Here is a 14,715-nt window from a genome sequence, read left to right on the forward strand (position 1 = left end):
CCCGCGCGGGCCGGAAGGAGAACAGGCGTGACGAACGACGGAGTGGGACTCCCCGTCCGTTTACACGACCTCCTGTTGGCGTTGGCCGGAAGAGTCGACGACGACGCGTTGACCCAGGCCCGGGAGCTGCTGGCGGTCGCGGAGCTGGACAGAGCCGTGGAACTCGTCGTCGGCTGCCTGCTGGCCGGGCGCATCCCGGTGTCGCCGGAGGAACGCCACGAGATCGGCTGGCTGCTCGGCGAGGTCCGCTCGGACCGCTCGCTGGCCGACCGGCTGTTCGCGGTCGAGCGGGTGCCGGCGGTCAAGCACCGGTTCAGCGTGGAGTCCGACCCGGCCGAGGGCCTCGGTGACGTGCTGGGCAAGACCGTGTCGGTGCTGCCGGACGTGCGCGGAGTGCGTGCCACGTGGCGGTCCAGCCCGGCCGGTGCGACGCCCGGACCGCTGCCGCAGCGGGTCGTCCTGGTCGACATCGGCCCGGCGGGTTTCGCGCCCGCCACCGCCTACCGGGTGGACACCGTGCTGCGCAAGGCGGGCATCCGGGCGGCGGTCGAGGTGCTGACCGTGGGCACGCAGCTGGGCGAGTACCACGCGGCGGCCGTCACGACGGCGCGCGAGGTGTTCTTCCCGTCCGGGTCGACGACCCCGCAGCCACCACCGGACTCGGGCGCGTGGTTCGACGGTGAACCGCGGGACCAGGCACCGGTGATCGAGCCGGAACCGGTGCCTGCCGAACCCCAGAACGGCTCCAAGTCACGTCGGGCGCGCGTCGAGTCGTACGAGGGCGCGCAGCCGTTCCCGCCGAAGCCGGTGAAGCGGTTGCCGGTGCGCGAGCCGGAGCACGTCGAGGACGTGCGCGTTGACGACGTTCGCGTCGAGGACGTGCAGGTTGAGGACGTTCGGGTCGACGATGTTCGGGTCGAGGTGTCGCGGTCGGAGGACGCGGAGGCCCATCCGGTGCAGGAGGCGCCCGTCGAGCCGCCGCCCGTGGCCGAGGAGCGACCGCCCGCGCCGATGTTCGCGTTCCCGGACGACCACCCGTTGTCGCGGGCCGAGGTCACCACGGAACTCGGGCCGGACGACCTGGCCGCGTTGCAGGCCGCGTTGGCGGACGGGCAGGCGCCCGCCGCCGTGCAGCTGCCGCCGACCGTGGACGCCAAGCTCAGCGACCGGGAACGGGCGTTGTTGCAGCAACTGCACGAGGAGTTGGCGCAGCGGGAGCAGCAGTCGTGGCCGGGAGCCGGTCCCGAGTTCGTCAACGGGGTGCCGAAGCCGTCGAACGGCAAGTACCCCGGCTAGAGGCTCCTCAGTCCGATCAACAGCTCGGCCCTGTCGTCCCTGGTGAGGGGGCGATAGGGCCGAGCTGCTCCGCGGTCGGTGGCAGCTTCGACGCGGCGGCGGACCGGGTCGTCGGCGGGCAGGTCCTGGACTTCGAGGCCCGCTTCGGCCCACGCGGCTGCGTGCGCGTCGGCCCGGTGGTGGCGCAGGGCCCTGAGCTGGTCGAACAGTCGTGCCTGGGGCGTGTCGCCGGTGTGTGCGGCGCACATCGGGTGGTCCACCGGCGGGACCGCGATCTCCGGCGGGGTCGGCCACAGGTCGGCGGCGGCTTTGGTGTGGGCTTCGTTGACCACGGCCAGGAACGCGCGGGCGCGCGGGGTGGCGGTGACCTGGTCGTCCTCGATCACCAACCAGTCCGGGTCGGCGAGCGCGGCGTCCAGGTGCGGGTTGTAGCGGTGCAGGTCTCTGACTGCTCGGAGCGACATCGGGCCGTGGACGAGGACGCTCGCCAGGTCGCCCAGGATCGGCACGTGCGGTGGACGTTCGCCGTGGAGGTAGCGCGCGCTCCGGCGGTGCACGGGCGGGATGAGGCGGTGCAGCTCCACGGCGACCTCGGCGGCCGTGGCGCAAGCGTTTGCCGCGTCCAGGGCCAGCTCGCTGGACGCCCGCAGTTCCGGGTCTTCGCGCAGGTCGAGGGCCGTGCGGAAGTGGCGTTCGGCGGCACGCCACTCGCCCTGGTCGTAGCGCGACTTGCCGGCGTGCTGGTGGGCGAAGTGCCCGAGCCGGTCGTGGGTGAGCAGCTCCGTGAACACCTCGTCGGCCTCCGCGAACCGGCCCTGCCACTGGTGGACGTGCGCCAGCCGGAGCCGGGTCGCGGGCGTGTCGTCGGCCTGCCGGAACGCGTGTTCGGCCTGGTCCAGGCGGTGGAGCAGGCGTGCGGCCAGGCCCACCTCGGTCCACTCGGCGTGCGTGGTCGGGCGTTGGCGGTCCAACCAGGCGGCTAAGCCCTCGGGGTCTTCGGGGACCTCGCGCAGGGTCTCCGGGTCGATCCGGTACTTCACGCCTCGGCCTTGCGACGCGCCAGGTCGATGATCCGCTGGAGGTGCAGACCGCGGCGCACGTCGAGGGGGTGTTCGGTGGTGCCGCTGTCGATCATGGCCACGAAGTCGTCCAGCAGGTTGGTGAACGCCTGCTGCGCGGTCGTGCCGCGATCGGCCAGCACGCGGTGGCCGTGCTCGCCGTAGACGATCACCTCGGCGATGCTCGGGTTCAGCGGCAACGTCATCGTCATCGTGGCCACGCTCGTCGCGCCGCCCTCGTGCCGGAACACGATCTGCCACAGGCCGTGCTCCGACCGGTCGGCCGCGATGACGTCGGTGATCGTGCCCAGGGTGGCGTCGAGCAGGTCGAACGCGTGCGGGCCGATGTCGTCCAGCGGACCGCGCTCGTGCCGCCAAGGCGAGTTCGAGAACGGGCCGCCGAGCAGCGCACCGGTCAGCCAGCGCGCACTGCCGCCCACCCAGCCGCCCGCCTGGTTCAGCTGTTCGAGTTGTTCACGGGTCTCCGGGGTGTAGCGCTTGGTGAGGACGACCAGCGAGGCGACGTCGTTGGCCTTGACGGCGTCGGCGAGGCGTTCGGCGTCCTCGAGCGTGGCCGCGATCGGCTTCTCCAGGATCAGGTGCCTGCCCCGCTCGGCGGCCCTGATCGCGATCTCCGCCTGCACCTCGGGCGGCACGGCGAACGCGACCGCGTCCACCTGGTCCAAGAGCTCGTCCGGGGTCTTGGCGACGGCCGCGTCGTGGGACCGGGCCAACTCGGCGGCGGCCTCCTCCCGGCGGGCCCAGATCGTGGTCAGGCGGGTGCCCGGGTGGTCGGCGATACCCGGTGCGTGCACCATGGTCGCCCACGGGCCGGCACCGACGAGTCCTACGCGCAGCTGTTCGTCCACCCGGCCCATCCTGCCTTTCATCGGCCGCCGACGTAACTCGACTCGGGGACGAAGATCCGCCCGCCGTGGTCGAACTTCAGCTCCACGCCGTCCGGCCGGCGGTCGACCTCGGGCTTGTCTCCCCAGCCGCTCGGGATCTCGACCACGTGGCCGTGGTCGGGGGACCGGCCGAGCCAGACCTCGTGGTCCGTGCCGCCGAGCAGGCTCGACCGCTGCTTGGTGTAGACGTTCGGCGTGCCCTCGTTCGTGCTGGTCAGGGTGACGCTGGGGAGGAAGAGGAGGACGGCGGCCGTCGCGGTGAGGCCGGTGCCGACGATCGCGCCGACCACGAACAGGACGACGTTCAGCAGGCAGCCTCTGTGCTTGTTCCTGGGAGTGGCTTCCGGTGGGGTTCCTGGCGTGGTGTCCACAGGCGGATGATCCTCGTAGGCTCGGGGCGTGCGCGAACTCCCCGATGATCTCGTGTTGCCCGGCCACTTCGTGCCGGAGGACTTCACCGGACCGCCGGTGCGGCCCCGTGACGCGGCGACCGTGGTGCTGGTGCGTGACGGGGCGGCCGGGCTGGAGGCGTTCCTGCTGCGTCGGGTGGCCGGAATGGCGTTCGCGGGCGGGATGACGGTGTTCCCCGGCGGTGGGGTCGACCAGCGTGACGCGGACACGTCGGTGGCCTGGAGCGGGCCGCCACCGACGTGGTGGGCTTCGCGGTTCGGGTGCTCGGTGGAGCTGGCGACGGCGTTGGTGTGCGCGGCGGTGCGGGAGACGTTCGAGGAGTCCGGGGTGCTGCTGGCCGGGCCCTCGGCGACGTCGGTGGTGGCCGATACGGCGGCGTTCGCGTCAGCGCGGGCGGCGTTGGTGGCGCGGGAGTTGTCGTTGGCGCAGTTCCTGGCGTCGGAGGGGTTGGTGCTGCGGGCGGACCTGCTGCGGCCTTGGGCGAACTGGTTGACGCCGGAGGAGGAGCCGCGGCGGTATGACACGTACTTCTTCGTGGCGGTGTTGCCCTCGGGGCAGCGGGCGGATGGGGCGACGACGGAGGCTTCCGACGCGGTGTGGCAGCGGCCTGGTGATGCGTTGGCGGATTGGAAGGCCGGGCGGCGGGCGTTGATGCCGCCCACTTGGGTGACGTTGGCGGAGTTGGACGAGTTGGGGTCGGTGGCGGCGGTGTCGGCCGCGTCGCGGACGGTGTCGAAGGTGATTCCCAAACTGGTGCGGGAGGGTGACGTGCTGCGGGTGGTCGTGCCGTGAGCGAGTTGGCTTATGGGGTGTTGCGGCAGGTCACGCCCACGGCGGCGGTGCTGTTGGCGGAGAACCCCGGGGTGATGACGTTGGACGGGACGAACACCTGGGTGCTGCGGGCGCCGGGGGCGGAGTCCTGTGTGGTGGTCGATCCGGGGCCGATGGACCCGGCGCACTTGGGGCGGATCGCTGCGCAGGCGCCGGTGGAGGTCGTGCTGCTGACGCATGGTCATCTTGATCACTCGGAAGGAGCACGTTCGTTCGGGCGACAGGTGGATGCGCCGGTGCGGTCGGTGGACCCGGCGTTCCGGTTGGGTGGGGAGGGGTTGGCCGAGGGGGACGTGATCTCGGCGGCCGGGTTGTCGATCCGGGTGTTGCCGACGCCCGGGCACACGGCTGATTCGGTGTGCTTCCTGTTGGACGACGCGGTGTTGACCGGGGACACGGTGCTCGGTCGGGGGACGACCGTGGTGGCTCATCCGGATGGGCGGCTCGGTGACTATTTGGAGTCGTTGCGGCTGCTGACCACACTTCCGGTGGGCACGATCGGGTTGCCGGGGCATGGGCCAGAGCTGCCGGACGTGGTGGCAGCCGCCGGGGGGTACCTGGTGCACCGGGAGCAGCGGTTGGCGCAGGTGAAGGCAGCGGTGACGACGTTGGGCGGTGCGCCTACGGCACGTGCGGTGGTCGAGCTGGTGTACGCCGACGTGGACCGTTCGCTGTGGCCCGCGGCGGAGTGGTCCGTGCGGGCTCAGCTGGAGTACCTGCGCGAGGCTTGAAGGGCTTACGCGACGCCTGACCGGCTTACGCGACGCCTGACGGGTTGTCGATCGCGTACCGCCACCCGCCATCGGGCCCGCGACGGGCGACGTCGGTCGCCGTGCCGGTGAGGTCGCCGATGCGCCAGTCGACGATCAACAGGGCCAGATCACCCCTCGTGATCACCTTTCGGGCGTTGACCGTCATCGTTTGGGTGAGAGCGAGGTGCTCCGCGAGCTCCGCGGGCTGCGCGCCGGGCTCGTAGACACCACTGGGGTCGCCGGCGTTGAAGCCCGCGGCGAACAACGGGGGCAACTCTTCGGGGGTACGCGCGATCATGCGGGTGACGCTAGGAGGACGTTGCGTGACCAACCAAACGGTGAGTACCGAGCCGCCCGCCGCCGCGATGACCCGCACCCCGCCCGCCACCAGCGCGTGGCACGGCGACCCGCACGGCGAAGTCGACCGCCCGGTGCCCGACTGCCCGGTGGAGCTGACGTTGCGAGCGCTGCGCGGGCGGTGGACGACGTTGGTGGTGCGCGAGCTGTTCGAGGGCGAGCGGACCTTCGGCGACCTGGCCACCGCCCTGCCGACGTTGTCCGACAAGGTGCTGGCCGATCGGCTCGCGCAGTTGGTCGCGACCGGCGTCGTGGTCCGGGTGCGCGAGCCGGGGTGGCCCAGCCGGGTGCGGTACTCGCTCACGGGCCGGGGGCACGCGCTGCGCGGGGTGCTGGACGCCATGTGGGCCTGGGGTGCCGCCACTGCGACGTAGCCCGGCTGTCCGTCCGGCCAGGTGTGTCCCGCCCGCCGTGGTGTGTCCGCTCGACGGTGGCGCAGTTCCGGCTCGCTCCTGGTGGGACCGACCGCTCCTGGTGCGGGGCCGGTGGCGATCCCGGCCGTCGATGGTCGGCGGGCAGGGCCAGCGGATCGTGGGTCGGTGGCGGTGAAGGTCGAGAGGCTGCGGTGGCGGTGCGTGGGTGGTTTGGGTGGGGGCGGCTCCGGGGGTTGGAGGGTCGGGGGTGGTTGAGGCGCTCCGCTGGTTTCTAACCGAGGTGTGGTAACGGTGTTTCCGTACATTTTCGGGCGGAGTTCACCCGATTGTGTTGGTCAGGGGGTCTGGCGGAGGGGGACGACCAGGTAGGTCAGTTCGACGCCGTCGTCGCCGGCTTGGGAGGTCAGGACGGTGGAGCGGAGGCCGTCTTGGATCTTCAGTTCTACCCGGCGGCCGCTGAAGGCGCGCAGGGCGTCGGCCAGGTAGCGGGCTTGGAAGGTTTTGGTGACGCGGTTGCCGTCGATCGTGGCCTTGATCGACTCCTCGGACTCGCCGCTCTGCGGATCGCTGCCCCGCACGCGCAGCTCGCCGTCGTCCACCTGGATGGTGACCGAACCGTGTGGCCCGGCGTACGGGACGGCACGGCGGACCGCGCCGGCCAGCACATCGGCCTCCACCAACACCGTGCTGTCGATGACCGCCTCCAGCAGCTTCCGCACTCGATCGTCGGGGAACGGGGCCGCCAGCAGCGCCGTGCTCACGCTCCCGCCCGCCCACGACAGGGCGATGCGGTCCGCGTCGGCGTGCACCGTGACCTCCGCCGCACGGTCCGGCTGCCTGGACGCCTCGGCCAGCACCACCGCCGGGGCCAGGACGTCCAGCTCGCCTGCCGGCACCCAGGGCAGCGAAGCGAACGCCATCCGATAACGGTCCGTGGCGATCAGCTCCAGCCGGCCGCCGGGGGCGCTGTGCATCCGGACGCCGGTGAACATCGGCAGCGCGTCGTCCTTGGACGCGGCGGAGGAGACCGGGGTCAGGGCGGCGGTCAGGGCGCGGGCGGGGATGGTGCCCAGGGCCGGTGGCAGCGGTGGGATGCCGGGGTGGGTGCTCAGGTCGAGCAGGGGCAGGGCGAAGCGGGCCGTGGACGTGCGCACGGCCAGGCGTGAACCCTCCACCACCAGTCTGACCTGGGGGTCTTCGAGGCTGCGGAGGGTATCGGCCAGCGGCCGGGCCGGGACCACCACCGCGCCGTCCGCGTGCACGGTCGCGGCACGGGTCAGGCGGACGGCGTGCTCGCGGTCGCTGCCCGCCAGCTCGATCCCGGCACCGTCGGCACGCAGGACCAACCCGGCCAGCACCGGGTCGTACACCCTCGTCGGCAGGAGGCGGGCGACATCGGCGGCGGCGGTGGCCAGCTCGGCTGTGGTGGCGGTCAGGTCCATGCCGACAAGCTAGACCCGACCACCGACAATTCCCGGATGAGTGCTGGTCAGCGGGACACCAGAGCCAGTTCGTCCTGGCGCAGCGGCGGCACGCCGGCGGCCACCGTGCGGCGGAAGATCCACACCAGGACGGCGATCACCAGGCCGGAGGCCGCCGCCGCGACGAACGCCACACCGGTGCCGTAGGACTCGACCAGCTGACCGCTGGCCGACTGGCCGATCGCCAACCCGACCGTCACCGCGGTCACCACCCAGCCGAACGCCTCGGTGGCCGTCCCGGCGGGCGCGACCTGCTCGATCGCGGCCGAGTGGGTGGTCGCCTGCGGTGTGATCAACGTGCCGACCACGAGCAGCGCCGCGCCCAGGCCGATGAGCGTCGACGGCACGGCGAGCAGCAGCGACAGCACCGCGAACCCGCCGAGCAGCACGGGCAGCCGCAGGTGCATCGCCCGCGGGAACGGCTTCATCGAGTACAGGACGCCGAACAGCACCGAGCTCACCGACCACAGGCTCAGCAGCAACCCGCCCATGCCCACGTGACCTGCCCGCTCCGCCGCGGCGGGCACGGCCACCTCGATGAACCCGATCGTCACGCCGAAGCCCAACGCCGCCAACGCGACCGTGCGCATGCCGGGTGACGCCAGCGCACCGAGCAGGTTGCGGCTCATCGCCGCCGGCCGGACGCCGCGCACGGTCGGGTTCAGCGCGAACCACACCGCGCCGACCGCCATCGACACCGCGCCGATCACCACGCCGGTCCCCGCCCACGGCGCCGCGACCAGCAGCCCGGCCAGGCCGGGGCCGAGGATGAAGAACACCTCCATGCTGATCGCCTCGTAGGCGTACCCGGCCAGCCGCGCGGACCCGGCGGGCAGCACGTGCGACCACAGGGCCCGGGACGCGGAACCCACCATCGGCTCGGTGAGACCGACCAGGAACGCGACCGGCACCAGCACGCCCAGCGTCGCACCGGCCTCGACCGCGCTGATCGCCAGCGTCACGAACACCGCGAACAACGACACCGCACCGAGCAGCGGCCGGGTCGGCCCGAGCCGGTCCATCAGCCTGCCCTGCACGATCGACCCGACCGCGACACCCACCAGCGACGACGCCGACACCAGGCCGGCCGCGGCGAACGAGCCGGTCTCGCGCTGCACGTACAGCAGCAGCGACAGGCCGACCATCGCGATCGGCAGGCGGGCGAGCAGGGACGCGACCACGGGGCCGCGCATGCCGGGGGTCGTCAGGGCGGTGCGGTAGTCGGAGAGGCGGGCAGACTGGGACATGCGTACCAGTATGCCCGCACTGGTACGCGCGTACCAGTCAATTGCGCGGTGTGATCCATCACCGGTCACCGCGAGGCCGCCGGATGGTCTTGAACCGTCCATCGGCTGGGAGTGGGTTGCAGTTCGATTACAACACTGGGATGACCGGGTGAAACCACCCGGAGAAACCGCTGAACAGAGGGCCCTTGAGGGTGAACGGGCTTGAGTTGCGGGGTAGGGGGCGTGCGATCGTGGGAGCAAGCCAACTGCCAGCCCGTTTCGCGCTCCGTCGCGACGGGTAACCAAGCCTCCTTCCGGCGCCACGAGGGTCGGGGCCTGCGGGTGCCGGAGGTGTGGAAGGCGCGGTCTGTCGGGGGATGGGCCGTGCGCAACAAGACCGGTGCGCCGCGTCGGGGGCGGCGCCCGGTCTTGTTGTTCTCGGTACCGCTAGCGGGCCCGGCGGGCGAGCCGCTCCGGGTCCAGGATCAGCACGCTCTTGCCCTCCAGCCGCAGCCAGCCGCGGTGGGCGAAGTCGGCCAGGGCCTTGTTCACCGTCTCGCGCGAGGCGCCCACGAACTGGGCGATCTCCTCCTGCGTCAGGTCGTGCGTGACCCGCAGCAGTCCGGCCTCCTGGCTGCCGAAGCGCTGCGCGAGCTGCAGCAGCGCCTTGGCCACGCGGCCGGGCACGTCGGTGAAGATCAGGTCGGCCAGCATCGAGTTCGTCCGGCGCAGCCTGCGGGCCAGGGCCCTCAGCAGCTGCTCGGCGATCTCCGGCCGGTTGGTGATCCACTGCCGCAGCGCGGGGCGGTCCATGCTGACCGCGCGCACTTCGGTCACCGTGGTCGCGGTGGACGTGCGCGGACCGGGGTCGAAGATCGACAGCTCGCCGAACATGTCGGACGGGCCGAAGATCCCCAGCAGGTTCTCCCGGCCGTCCGGCGACTTGCGGCCGATCTTCACCTTGCCGGACTGGATGATGTAGAGCCGGTCGCCCGGCTCGCCTTCCGCGAAGATCACGTGGCCACGCGGGAATTCAACAGACTCCAGCGTCTGCGCCAGCGCCTCCGCTGCGGCCTGTTCAACCCCCTGGAAAATGCCCGCGCGGGCCAGGGTCTCGTCCACCTCGTCCCTCCTGTCGAGACGCGGCGGCATGGTTGAGCGCGTTCCGCCTTCTGGCGGATCAGCGCCTGCCGCCGATCACTGAGTGCAGTCTAAGGGCTGTGGTCGGGATCGCCTTTCGGCGCGCCGCTCACCACAGCCCGGACAGCCCGATAAGGCCCGCGGGGGGTTGACCCCGTGGGCCTCGCCGGTCCTACCCCGCTTAGCGGCGGGTGCGCCGCTGTCGCAGGTTCCTGGCACGACCGCCCAGCCTGCGCAGCCGGAACAGTTCCAGCGCGCGGCCGATGCCGTGCCCGTAGAGCGCCCTGACCTCGTCGGGGCGGGCCGACTCCAGGAACTCCTCGACCTCGTCCTCCTGCACGGCGACGTGCCGCAGACGAGCTTCCACGCGCTCCATGAAGAGCGCGAAGAACATGATCACGATCGGAACGGCGATGACGAACCAGGCAGTCATGATGGCTCCGATCCTTGCGCATCCGGTTCGGCGCGCGGTCAAGGGGGGTCACTCCGGCATGTCGGTTCGAGGTCGTTCGGTGGTTCATCCCGTCGTGCACAGGACGTGCGCGGTCGGCCGGTGGTTGCTTGCCCCCGATCGTCGCCCGCCAAACCGGAGGCCGCCCGCCGTGGGGCATCCCCCGCGAGGGTGGGACTTCCGCACGATCGGGCGGCGACCCCGGACGAGGACCCGGCGACGACCGAGCCGCCGTGCACCCGGCAGCGGCCAGTAATCTCGTCGGCATGGCGAAGAGCGCGGTGAAGCAGCCGGAGACGCGGCTGGGGCTGGTCCGCCGGGCGCGTCGCATGGTGCGGGTCCTCGGTGAGGGCTACCCGGACGCGCACTGCGAGCTGGACTTCGTCGACCCGTTGCAGCTGCTGGTGGCGGTCGTGCTCTCGGCGCAGACGACCGACGTCCGGGTGAACCAGGTCACGCCCGCGTTGTTCAAGCGGTACGCCACGGCCGCCGACTACGCCGCCGCCGACCGCACCGAGCTGGAAGAGCTGATCAAGCCGACCGGCTTCTACCGCAACAAAGCCACGTCGCTGATCGGCCTGGGCTCGGCCCTGGTGGAACGGTTCGGCGGCGAGGTGCCCGGCCGTCTCGAAGACCTGGTGACGCTGCCCGGTGTCGGCCGCAAGACCGCGAACGTGGTGCTGGGTGACGCTTTCGGTGTGCCCGGGATTACCGTCGACACGCACTTCGGCCGGCTCGTCCGCCGGTGGGGTTGGACACAGGAAGAAGATCCGGTCAAGGTCGAGCACGCGATCGGCGCCCTGGTCGAGCGCAAGGAGTGGACCTTGCTGTCGCACCGCACGATCTTCCACGGCCGCCGCGTCTGCCACGCCCGCACACCGGCCTGCGGCGCGTGCCTGCTGGCGCCCCAGTGCCCGTCCTACGGCATCGGCCAGGTCGACCCGGTCAAGGCGCAGAAGCTGGTCAAGGGCGAGGAAGCGCCGCACCTGATCGACCTCGCCGAACGCGTGCGGGCGGGGGAGAAGCTGGCGTGAGCGCACCGGCGCGGTGGGCCGTCGTCGTCCTGGTGCTGGCGGTGGCGGGTGTGGTCGCGCTGTGGCCGCGCTCGTCGGACCCGGTCGACCACGCCATCCCGACCCGCACCCAGCGCACCGTGGACCTCGACGCCGTGCGCGGTCAGGCCGCGCTGAGGCCGTGCCCGCAAGGTCCGTCCGACGCGCGGGGACCGGAGCCGTTGCGCGGCTTGATCGTCGACTGCCTGGCGGACGGGAAGCCGGTCGACGTGGCGTCCACCGTGACCGGGCGCGCTGTGGTGAACTTCTGGGCCACCTGGTGCGTTCCCTGTCAGGAGGAGCTGAGGGTCCTCGACACCTACGCACAGGAACCCGGCGCGGTCCCGGTGATCGCGGTCCTGGTCGAGAGCAAGGAGGCGGACGGTCTGGAGCTGTTGGCGAAACTCGGCGTGCGCCTGCCTTCGGTCGTCGACCCGGCTGACGGTGTGCGCAAGGCCGCCCGCGCACCCCGGACGTTGCCGTTGAGCTACGTCGTCGGCGCGGACGGTTCGCTGACCCAGGTGACCGATCCCGTGGCCTTCACGTCCGTCGAGCAGGTGCGCGAGGTGGTCGGATGACGGCCCTGGTCGACCCGGACGACGTCCCGGGGTGGATGAGCGGGCTGGTCAAGGCGACCGCCGAGACCGACGCCCGCGCGTTCACCCGGATCAAGCCGCCACCCGACGGCACCGGACGTCCCGCCGCCGTGCTCATGCTGTTCGGCGACGGGCCGGACGGCCCGGACGTGCTGCTGCTGCGGCGATCCGACACGCTCGGCTCGCACCCCGGCCAGGTCGCGTTCCCGGGCGGTGCGGCCGACCCGACCGACGACGACCCGGTGGACACGGCGCTGCGCGAGGCGTTCGAGGAGACCGGTGTGCTGCGCGAGGGCGTGCGGCCGGTGGCGACGTTGCCGCAGCTGTACGTGCCGGTGTCAGGGTTCGTCGTCACGCCGGTGCTGGCGCACTGGGACGCGCCGTCGCCGGTCGCGCCGGTCGACCCGGCCGAGACCGCCGCGGTGGCACGGGTGCCGATCTCGCACTTGGCCGACCCGGCGAACCGGTTCCGGGTGAGCCACCCGTCCGGGTACATCGGTCCGGCGTTCGCCGCGCCCGGCATGCTGGTGTGGGGCTTCACCGCCGGCCTGCTCGACGGCCTGCTCGCGCTGGGCGGGTGGGAACGGCCGTGGGACACCGCGGACGTCCGTGATCTCGACCTCGCGCTGCGCGCGGTGGAGGTGTCGTGAACTGGGTCGACCTGCTCGTGCTGGCGCTGGCCGCCTTCGCCGCGGTGTCCGGCGCGCGGCAGGGCATGGTCGTGGCGCTGCCCGCGTTCGTGGGTGTGCTCGTCGGCCTGGTGCTGGGCACGCAGCTCGCGCCGCTGGTCGTCTCCCAGTTCGACAACGTGGTGACCAAGGTCGTGTTCGCGGTCGGCATCGTGGTGCTGCTGGTCGCGCTGGGCGAGACGCTGGGCGTCTACATCGGCCGCGGCATCAAGCCCAAGGTGAACTCCAGCCCGTTGCGCGGTGCGGACAACGCGCTGGGCGCGATCGTGCAGGGCGCGGTGGTGTTCGTGGTGGCGTGGATGATCGCGCTGCCGCTGACCATGGTCGCGGGCCTGCCGTCGCTGGCGAAGGCGCTCAACCAGTCGGTGATCCTGTCCACCGTCGACGACGCCATGCCGCCCGCCGCCCGGACGCTGGCCGACGACCTGCAGAACCTGTTCGACGTGTCCGGTTTCCCGGCCGCGATGGACCCGTTCGACCGGACCCCGATGCGGGAGGTCGGCCCGCCGGACCCGGCGCTGAGCGCGAACCCGATCGTGCGGAAGCTGGAGCCCAGCGTGCTGAAGGTGCGCGGACGGGCGCCGTCGTGCTCGCGGGCGTTGGAGGGCACGGGTTTCGTCATCTCGCCGGAGCGGGTGATGACCAACGCGCACGTGGTCGCGGGCACCACCGACGTGACGGTCGAGGTCGGCATCGGCGAGTTCGACGCCACCGTCGTGCACTACGACGCGCAGACCGACATCGCGATCCTGGCCGTGCCGGACCTGGAGGCGACGCCGCTGCAGTTCCGCACCGACGAGATCGCGCCGGGCGAGGACGGGATCGTGCTCGGCTACCCGCTGGACGGGCCGTACACGGCGTCCGAGGCGCGGGTGCGCGAGCGGATCAGGATGCTGCGCGGACCGGACATCTACGACGCGCAGACCGTGACGCGGGACGTGTACACGGTGCGGGCGAAGGTGCGCAGCGGCAACTCCGGTGGGCCGTTGGTCGACCCGCAGGGCCGGGTGATGGGCGTGGTGTTCGGCGCGGCCGTGGACGACCAGGAGACCGGGTTCGTGCTGACCGCGGACGAGGTCGCGGAGGAAGTGGCGAAGGCGCCGACGATGGTCAGGCGCGCGTCGACGCAGACCTGCGCGTCCTGATCCGTCCCGCCACGAGGCTCAGACCTTCGCCAGGAAGTCGGTGACCAGCCGGCTCGTCGTGTTCGGCGCCTCCTGGTGCGGGAAGTGGCCCACCTCCGGCAGCACGCGGTACGACGAGCGGGCACCCGTCCACAGCGCCGAGTCGGCCGCCGTCGACTCCAGCACCACCGGGTCCAGGGCGCCGTGCAGCTGCAGGACCGGGACGTCCAACCTGCGGTCCACCGCCTCGGCGAAGCGGCGGCCGTCGCCGCGCAGCTGGGACCGCACGGCCCAGCGGTGGTACTCCATCGAGCTGTGCGCGACGCCGGGCACCAGGAACGCCTCGCGGTTGCGCCGCACCACCTCGTCGAACTCCGGCGACACCCTCCACTTCGGACCGCCCCACGCGCCGAGCATCCCGGCCACCGCCGCGCCCCGGTCCTTGGTCAGCCACCGCTCGGGGTACACCGGAAGCTGGGAGCGGAACAGGTGGGCGCTGGCCCGGCCCTGGCGGCGGGGGTGGCGGCGGATCGCGCGGCGCAGCGCCAGCGGGTGCGGCGCGGACACGGCCGTCACCGAGTAGACCAGCCGCGAGTGCATGGCGGCGACCGTCCACGCGAGCATGCCGCCCCACCCGTGGCCGACGAGGTGCGCCCGCGGTTCGCCGAGCGCTTTCACCAGGCCCGCGACGTCACCCGCGAGCGTGAAACCGTCGTACCCGCGCGGTGGTTTGTCCGAGTCGCCGTAGCCGCGCAGGTCCACGGCCACCGCGCGGTAGCCCGCCTCGGCGATCGAGACGAGCTGGTGCCGCCACGTCCACCAGAACTCCGGGAAACCGTGCAGCAGCAGCACGAGCGGGCCCTCGCCCAGCTCGGCGACGTGCAGGCGGATGCCGTTCGCGGACACGTCGCGGTGTGTCCACGGGCCGGGCACCCGCGCCGTCGACGGGTCCGGTGGCAGCCGCACGGC

At 72.1% G+C, this 14,715-nt stretch carries 17 protein-coding genes; 8 read left to right on the top strand and 9 right to left on the bottom strand.

The window, feature by feature from the left end; genetic code table 11:
* The first annotated feature begins 27 nt into the window (after nucleotides 1–27).
* Nucleotides 28–1,296, top strand: coding sequence for a hypothetical protein (locus tag B0I31_RS17665; RefSeq protein ID WP_146173878.1), 1,269 nt, complete (start codon nucleotides 28–30; stop codon nucleotides 1,294–1,296).
* On the opposite strand, the gene B0I31_RS17670 is transcribed toward B0I31_RS17665, so the two are convergent.
* The 3 genes from B0I31_RS17670 to B0I31_RS17680 are packed head-to-tail and all read right to left on the bottom strand — an operon-like array spanning nucleotide 1,293 to nucleotide 3,633.
* Nucleotides 1,293–2,336 (bottom strand): tetratricopeptide repeat protein, encoded by a 1,044-nt coding sequence (locus tag B0I31_RS17670; RefSeq protein WP_106616455.1) that lies wholly within the window; start codon nucleotides 2,334–2,336, stop codon nucleotides 1,293–1,295. The two genes, B0I31_RS17665 and B0I31_RS17670, sit on opposite strands and share 4 nt — an antisense overlap.
* Nucleotides 2,333–3,232, bottom strand: coding sequence for a Gfo/Idh/MocA family protein (locus tag B0I31_RS17675; RefSeq protein ID WP_106616456.1), 900 nt, complete (start codon nucleotides 3,230–3,232; stop codon nucleotides 2,333–2,335). Before B0I31_RS17675 ends, B0I31_RS17670 begins: the two co-directional genes overlap by 4 nt.
* Nucleotides 3,233–3,240: 8 nt before the next feature.
* On the bottom strand, nucleotides 3,241–3,633 hold the full coding sequence (locus tag B0I31_RS17680; RefSeq protein WP_106616457.1) for a hypothetical protein: 393 nt from the start codon (nucleotides 3,631–3,633) through the stop codon (nucleotides 3,241–3,243).
* A 28-nt stretch (nucleotides 3,634–3,661) separates the two neighbouring features.
* Here B0I31_RS17680 and B0I31_RS17685 point away from each other — a divergent pair, with 28 nt between their 5' ends.
* Together B0I31_RS17685 and B0I31_RS17690 are read left to right on the top strand one after the other, a co-directional pair.
* The gene (locus tag B0I31_RS17685) at nucleotides 3,662–4,465 is read left to right on the top strand and encodes an NUDIX hydrolase (protein ID WP_106616458.1); all 804 of its coding nucleotides are present in this window, start codon (nucleotides 3,662–3,664) and stop codon (nucleotides 4,463–4,465) included.
* Entirely contained in the window at nucleotides 4,462–5,235 is a 774-nt protein-coding gene (locus tag B0I31_RS17690; protein ID WP_106616459.1) for an MBL fold metallo-hydrolase, read from the top strand. Before B0I31_RS17685 ends, B0I31_RS17690 begins: the two co-directional genes overlap by 4 nt.
* A 25-nt stretch (nucleotides 5,236–5,260) precedes the next feature.
* On the opposite strand, the gene B0I31_RS17695 is transcribed toward B0I31_RS17690, so the two are convergent.
* Nucleotides 5,261–5,554, bottom strand: coding sequence for a YybH family protein (locus B0I31_RS17695; RefSeq protein WP_106616460.1), 294 nt, complete (start codon nucleotides 5,552–5,554; stop codon nucleotides 5,261–5,263).
* Between the two features lie 25 nt (nucleotides 5,555–5,579).
* On the opposite strand from B0I31_RS17695, the gene B0I31_RS17700 reads away from it, so the two are divergent.
* Nucleotides 5,580–5,987, top strand: coding sequence for a winged helix-turn-helix transcriptional regulator (locus B0I31_RS17700; RefSeq protein WP_245950001.1), 408 nt, complete (start codon nucleotides 5,580–5,582; stop codon nucleotides 5,985–5,987).
* A 335-nt stretch (nucleotides 5,988–6,322) separates the two neighbouring features.
* On the opposite strand, the gene dnaN is transcribed toward B0I31_RS17700, so the two are convergent.
* The 4 genes from dnaN to B0I31_RS17720 form a co-directional block, all read right to left on the bottom strand.
* A complete protein-coding gene (dnaN, locus tag B0I31_RS17705; RefSeq protein ID WP_106616461.1) occupies nucleotides 6,323–7,429 on the bottom strand; it encodes a DNA polymerase III subunit beta in 1,107 nt (368 codons plus the stop codon).
* A 47-nt stretch (nucleotides 7,430–7,476) separates the two neighbouring features.
* The gene (locus tag B0I31_RS17710; RefSeq protein ID WP_106616462.1) at nucleotides 7,477–8,715 is read right to left on the bottom strand and encodes an MFS transporter; all 1,239 of its coding nucleotides are present in this window, start codon (nucleotides 8,713–8,715) and stop codon (nucleotides 7,477–7,479) included.
* 426 nt (nucleotides 8,716–9,141) lie between these two features.
* Entirely contained in the window at nucleotides 9,142–9,816 is a 675-nt protein-coding gene (locus B0I31_RS17715; protein WP_033441932.1) for a Crp/Fnr family transcriptional regulator, read from the bottom strand.
* Between the two features lie 199 nt (nucleotides 9,817–10,015).
* Nucleotides 10,016–10,267 carry a hypothetical protein gene (locus B0I31_RS17720; protein ID WP_015097743.1) on the bottom strand — a complete coding sequence of 84 codons (252 nt, stop codon included), beginning with the start codon at nucleotides 10,265–10,267 and terminating at the stop codon, nucleotides 10,016–10,018.
* 284 nt (nucleotides 10,268–10,551) lie between these two features.
* Between B0I31_RS17720 and nth the strand changes: the two genes are divergently transcribed.
* Genes nth through B0I31_RS17740 form a run of 4 tightly spaced genes read left to right on the top strand, consistent with a single transcriptional unit; the run spans nucleotide 10,552 to nucleotide 13,767 of the window.
* Entirely contained in the window at nucleotides 10,552–11,319 is a 768-nt protein-coding gene (gene nth, locus B0I31_RS17725) for an endonuclease III (RefSeq protein WP_106616463.1), read from the top strand.
* Nucleotides 11,316–11,915 (top strand): TlpA family protein disulfide reductase, encoded by a 600-nt coding sequence (locus tag B0I31_RS17730; protein WP_106616464.1) that lies wholly within the window; start codon nucleotides 11,316–11,318, stop codon nucleotides 11,913–11,915. The genes nth and B0I31_RS17730 overlap by 4 nt, the downstream gene beginning before the upstream one ends.
* Nucleotides 11,912–12,583, top strand: a complete 672-nt coding sequence (locus B0I31_RS17735) for an NUDIX hydrolase (RefSeq protein ID WP_106616465.1) — start codon at nucleotides 11,912–11,914, stop codon at nucleotides 12,581–12,583. The genes B0I31_RS17730 and B0I31_RS17735 overlap by 4 nt, the downstream gene beginning before the upstream one ends.
* A complete protein-coding gene (locus B0I31_RS17740; RefSeq protein ID WP_106616466.1) occupies nucleotides 12,580–13,767 on the top strand; it encodes a MarP family serine protease in 1,188 nt (395 codons plus the stop codon). The genes B0I31_RS17735 and B0I31_RS17740 overlap by 4 nt, the downstream gene beginning before the upstream one ends.
* Nucleotides 13,768–13,785: 18 nt before the next feature.
* Here the strand turns inward: B0I31_RS17740 and B0I31_RS17745 are convergent, their stop codons facing one another.
* Nucleotides 13,786–14,712, bottom strand: a complete 927-nt coding sequence (locus B0I31_RS17745; protein ID WP_106616467.1) for an alpha/beta fold hydrolase — start codon at nucleotides 14,710–14,712, stop codon at nucleotides 13,786–13,788.
* Nucleotides 14,713–14,715 lie beyond the last annotated feature (3 nt).

The organism is Saccharothrix carnea, assembly GCF_003014735.1.
GTDB classification, from domain to species: domain Bacteria; phylum Actinomycetota; class Actinomycetes; order Mycobacteriales; family Pseudonocardiaceae; genus Actinosynnema; species Actinosynnema carneum.

Coding starts and splice junctions, on each gene's coding strand:
- B0I31_RS17675 (WP_106616456.1), bottom strand. CDS start 3,232: ATGGGCCGGGTGGACGAACAGCTGCGCGTAGGACTCGTCGGTGCCGGC.
- B0I31_RS17695 (WP_106616460.1), bottom strand. CDS start 5,554: ATGATCGCGCGTACCCCCGAAGAGTTGCCCCCGTTGTTCGCCGCGGGC.
- dnaN (WP_106616461.1), bottom strand. CDS start 7,429: ATGGACCTGACCGCCACCACAGCCGAGCTGGCCACCGCCGCCGCCGAT.
- B0I31_RS17710 (WP_106616462.1), bottom strand. CDS start 8,715: ATGTCCCAGTCTGCCCGCCTCTCCGACTACCGCACCGCCCTGACGACC.
- B0I31_RS17720 (WP_015097743.1), bottom strand. CDS start 10,267: ATGACTGCCTGGTTCGTCATCGCCGTTCCGATCGTGATCATGTTCTTC.
- nth (WP_106616463.1), top strand. CDS start 10,552: ATGGCGAAGAGCGCGGTGAAGCAGCCGGAGACGCGGCTGGGGCTGGTC.
- B0I31_RS17735 (WP_106616465.1), top strand. CDS start 11,912: ATGACGGCCCTGGTCGACCCGGACGACGTCCCGGGGTGGATGAGCGGG.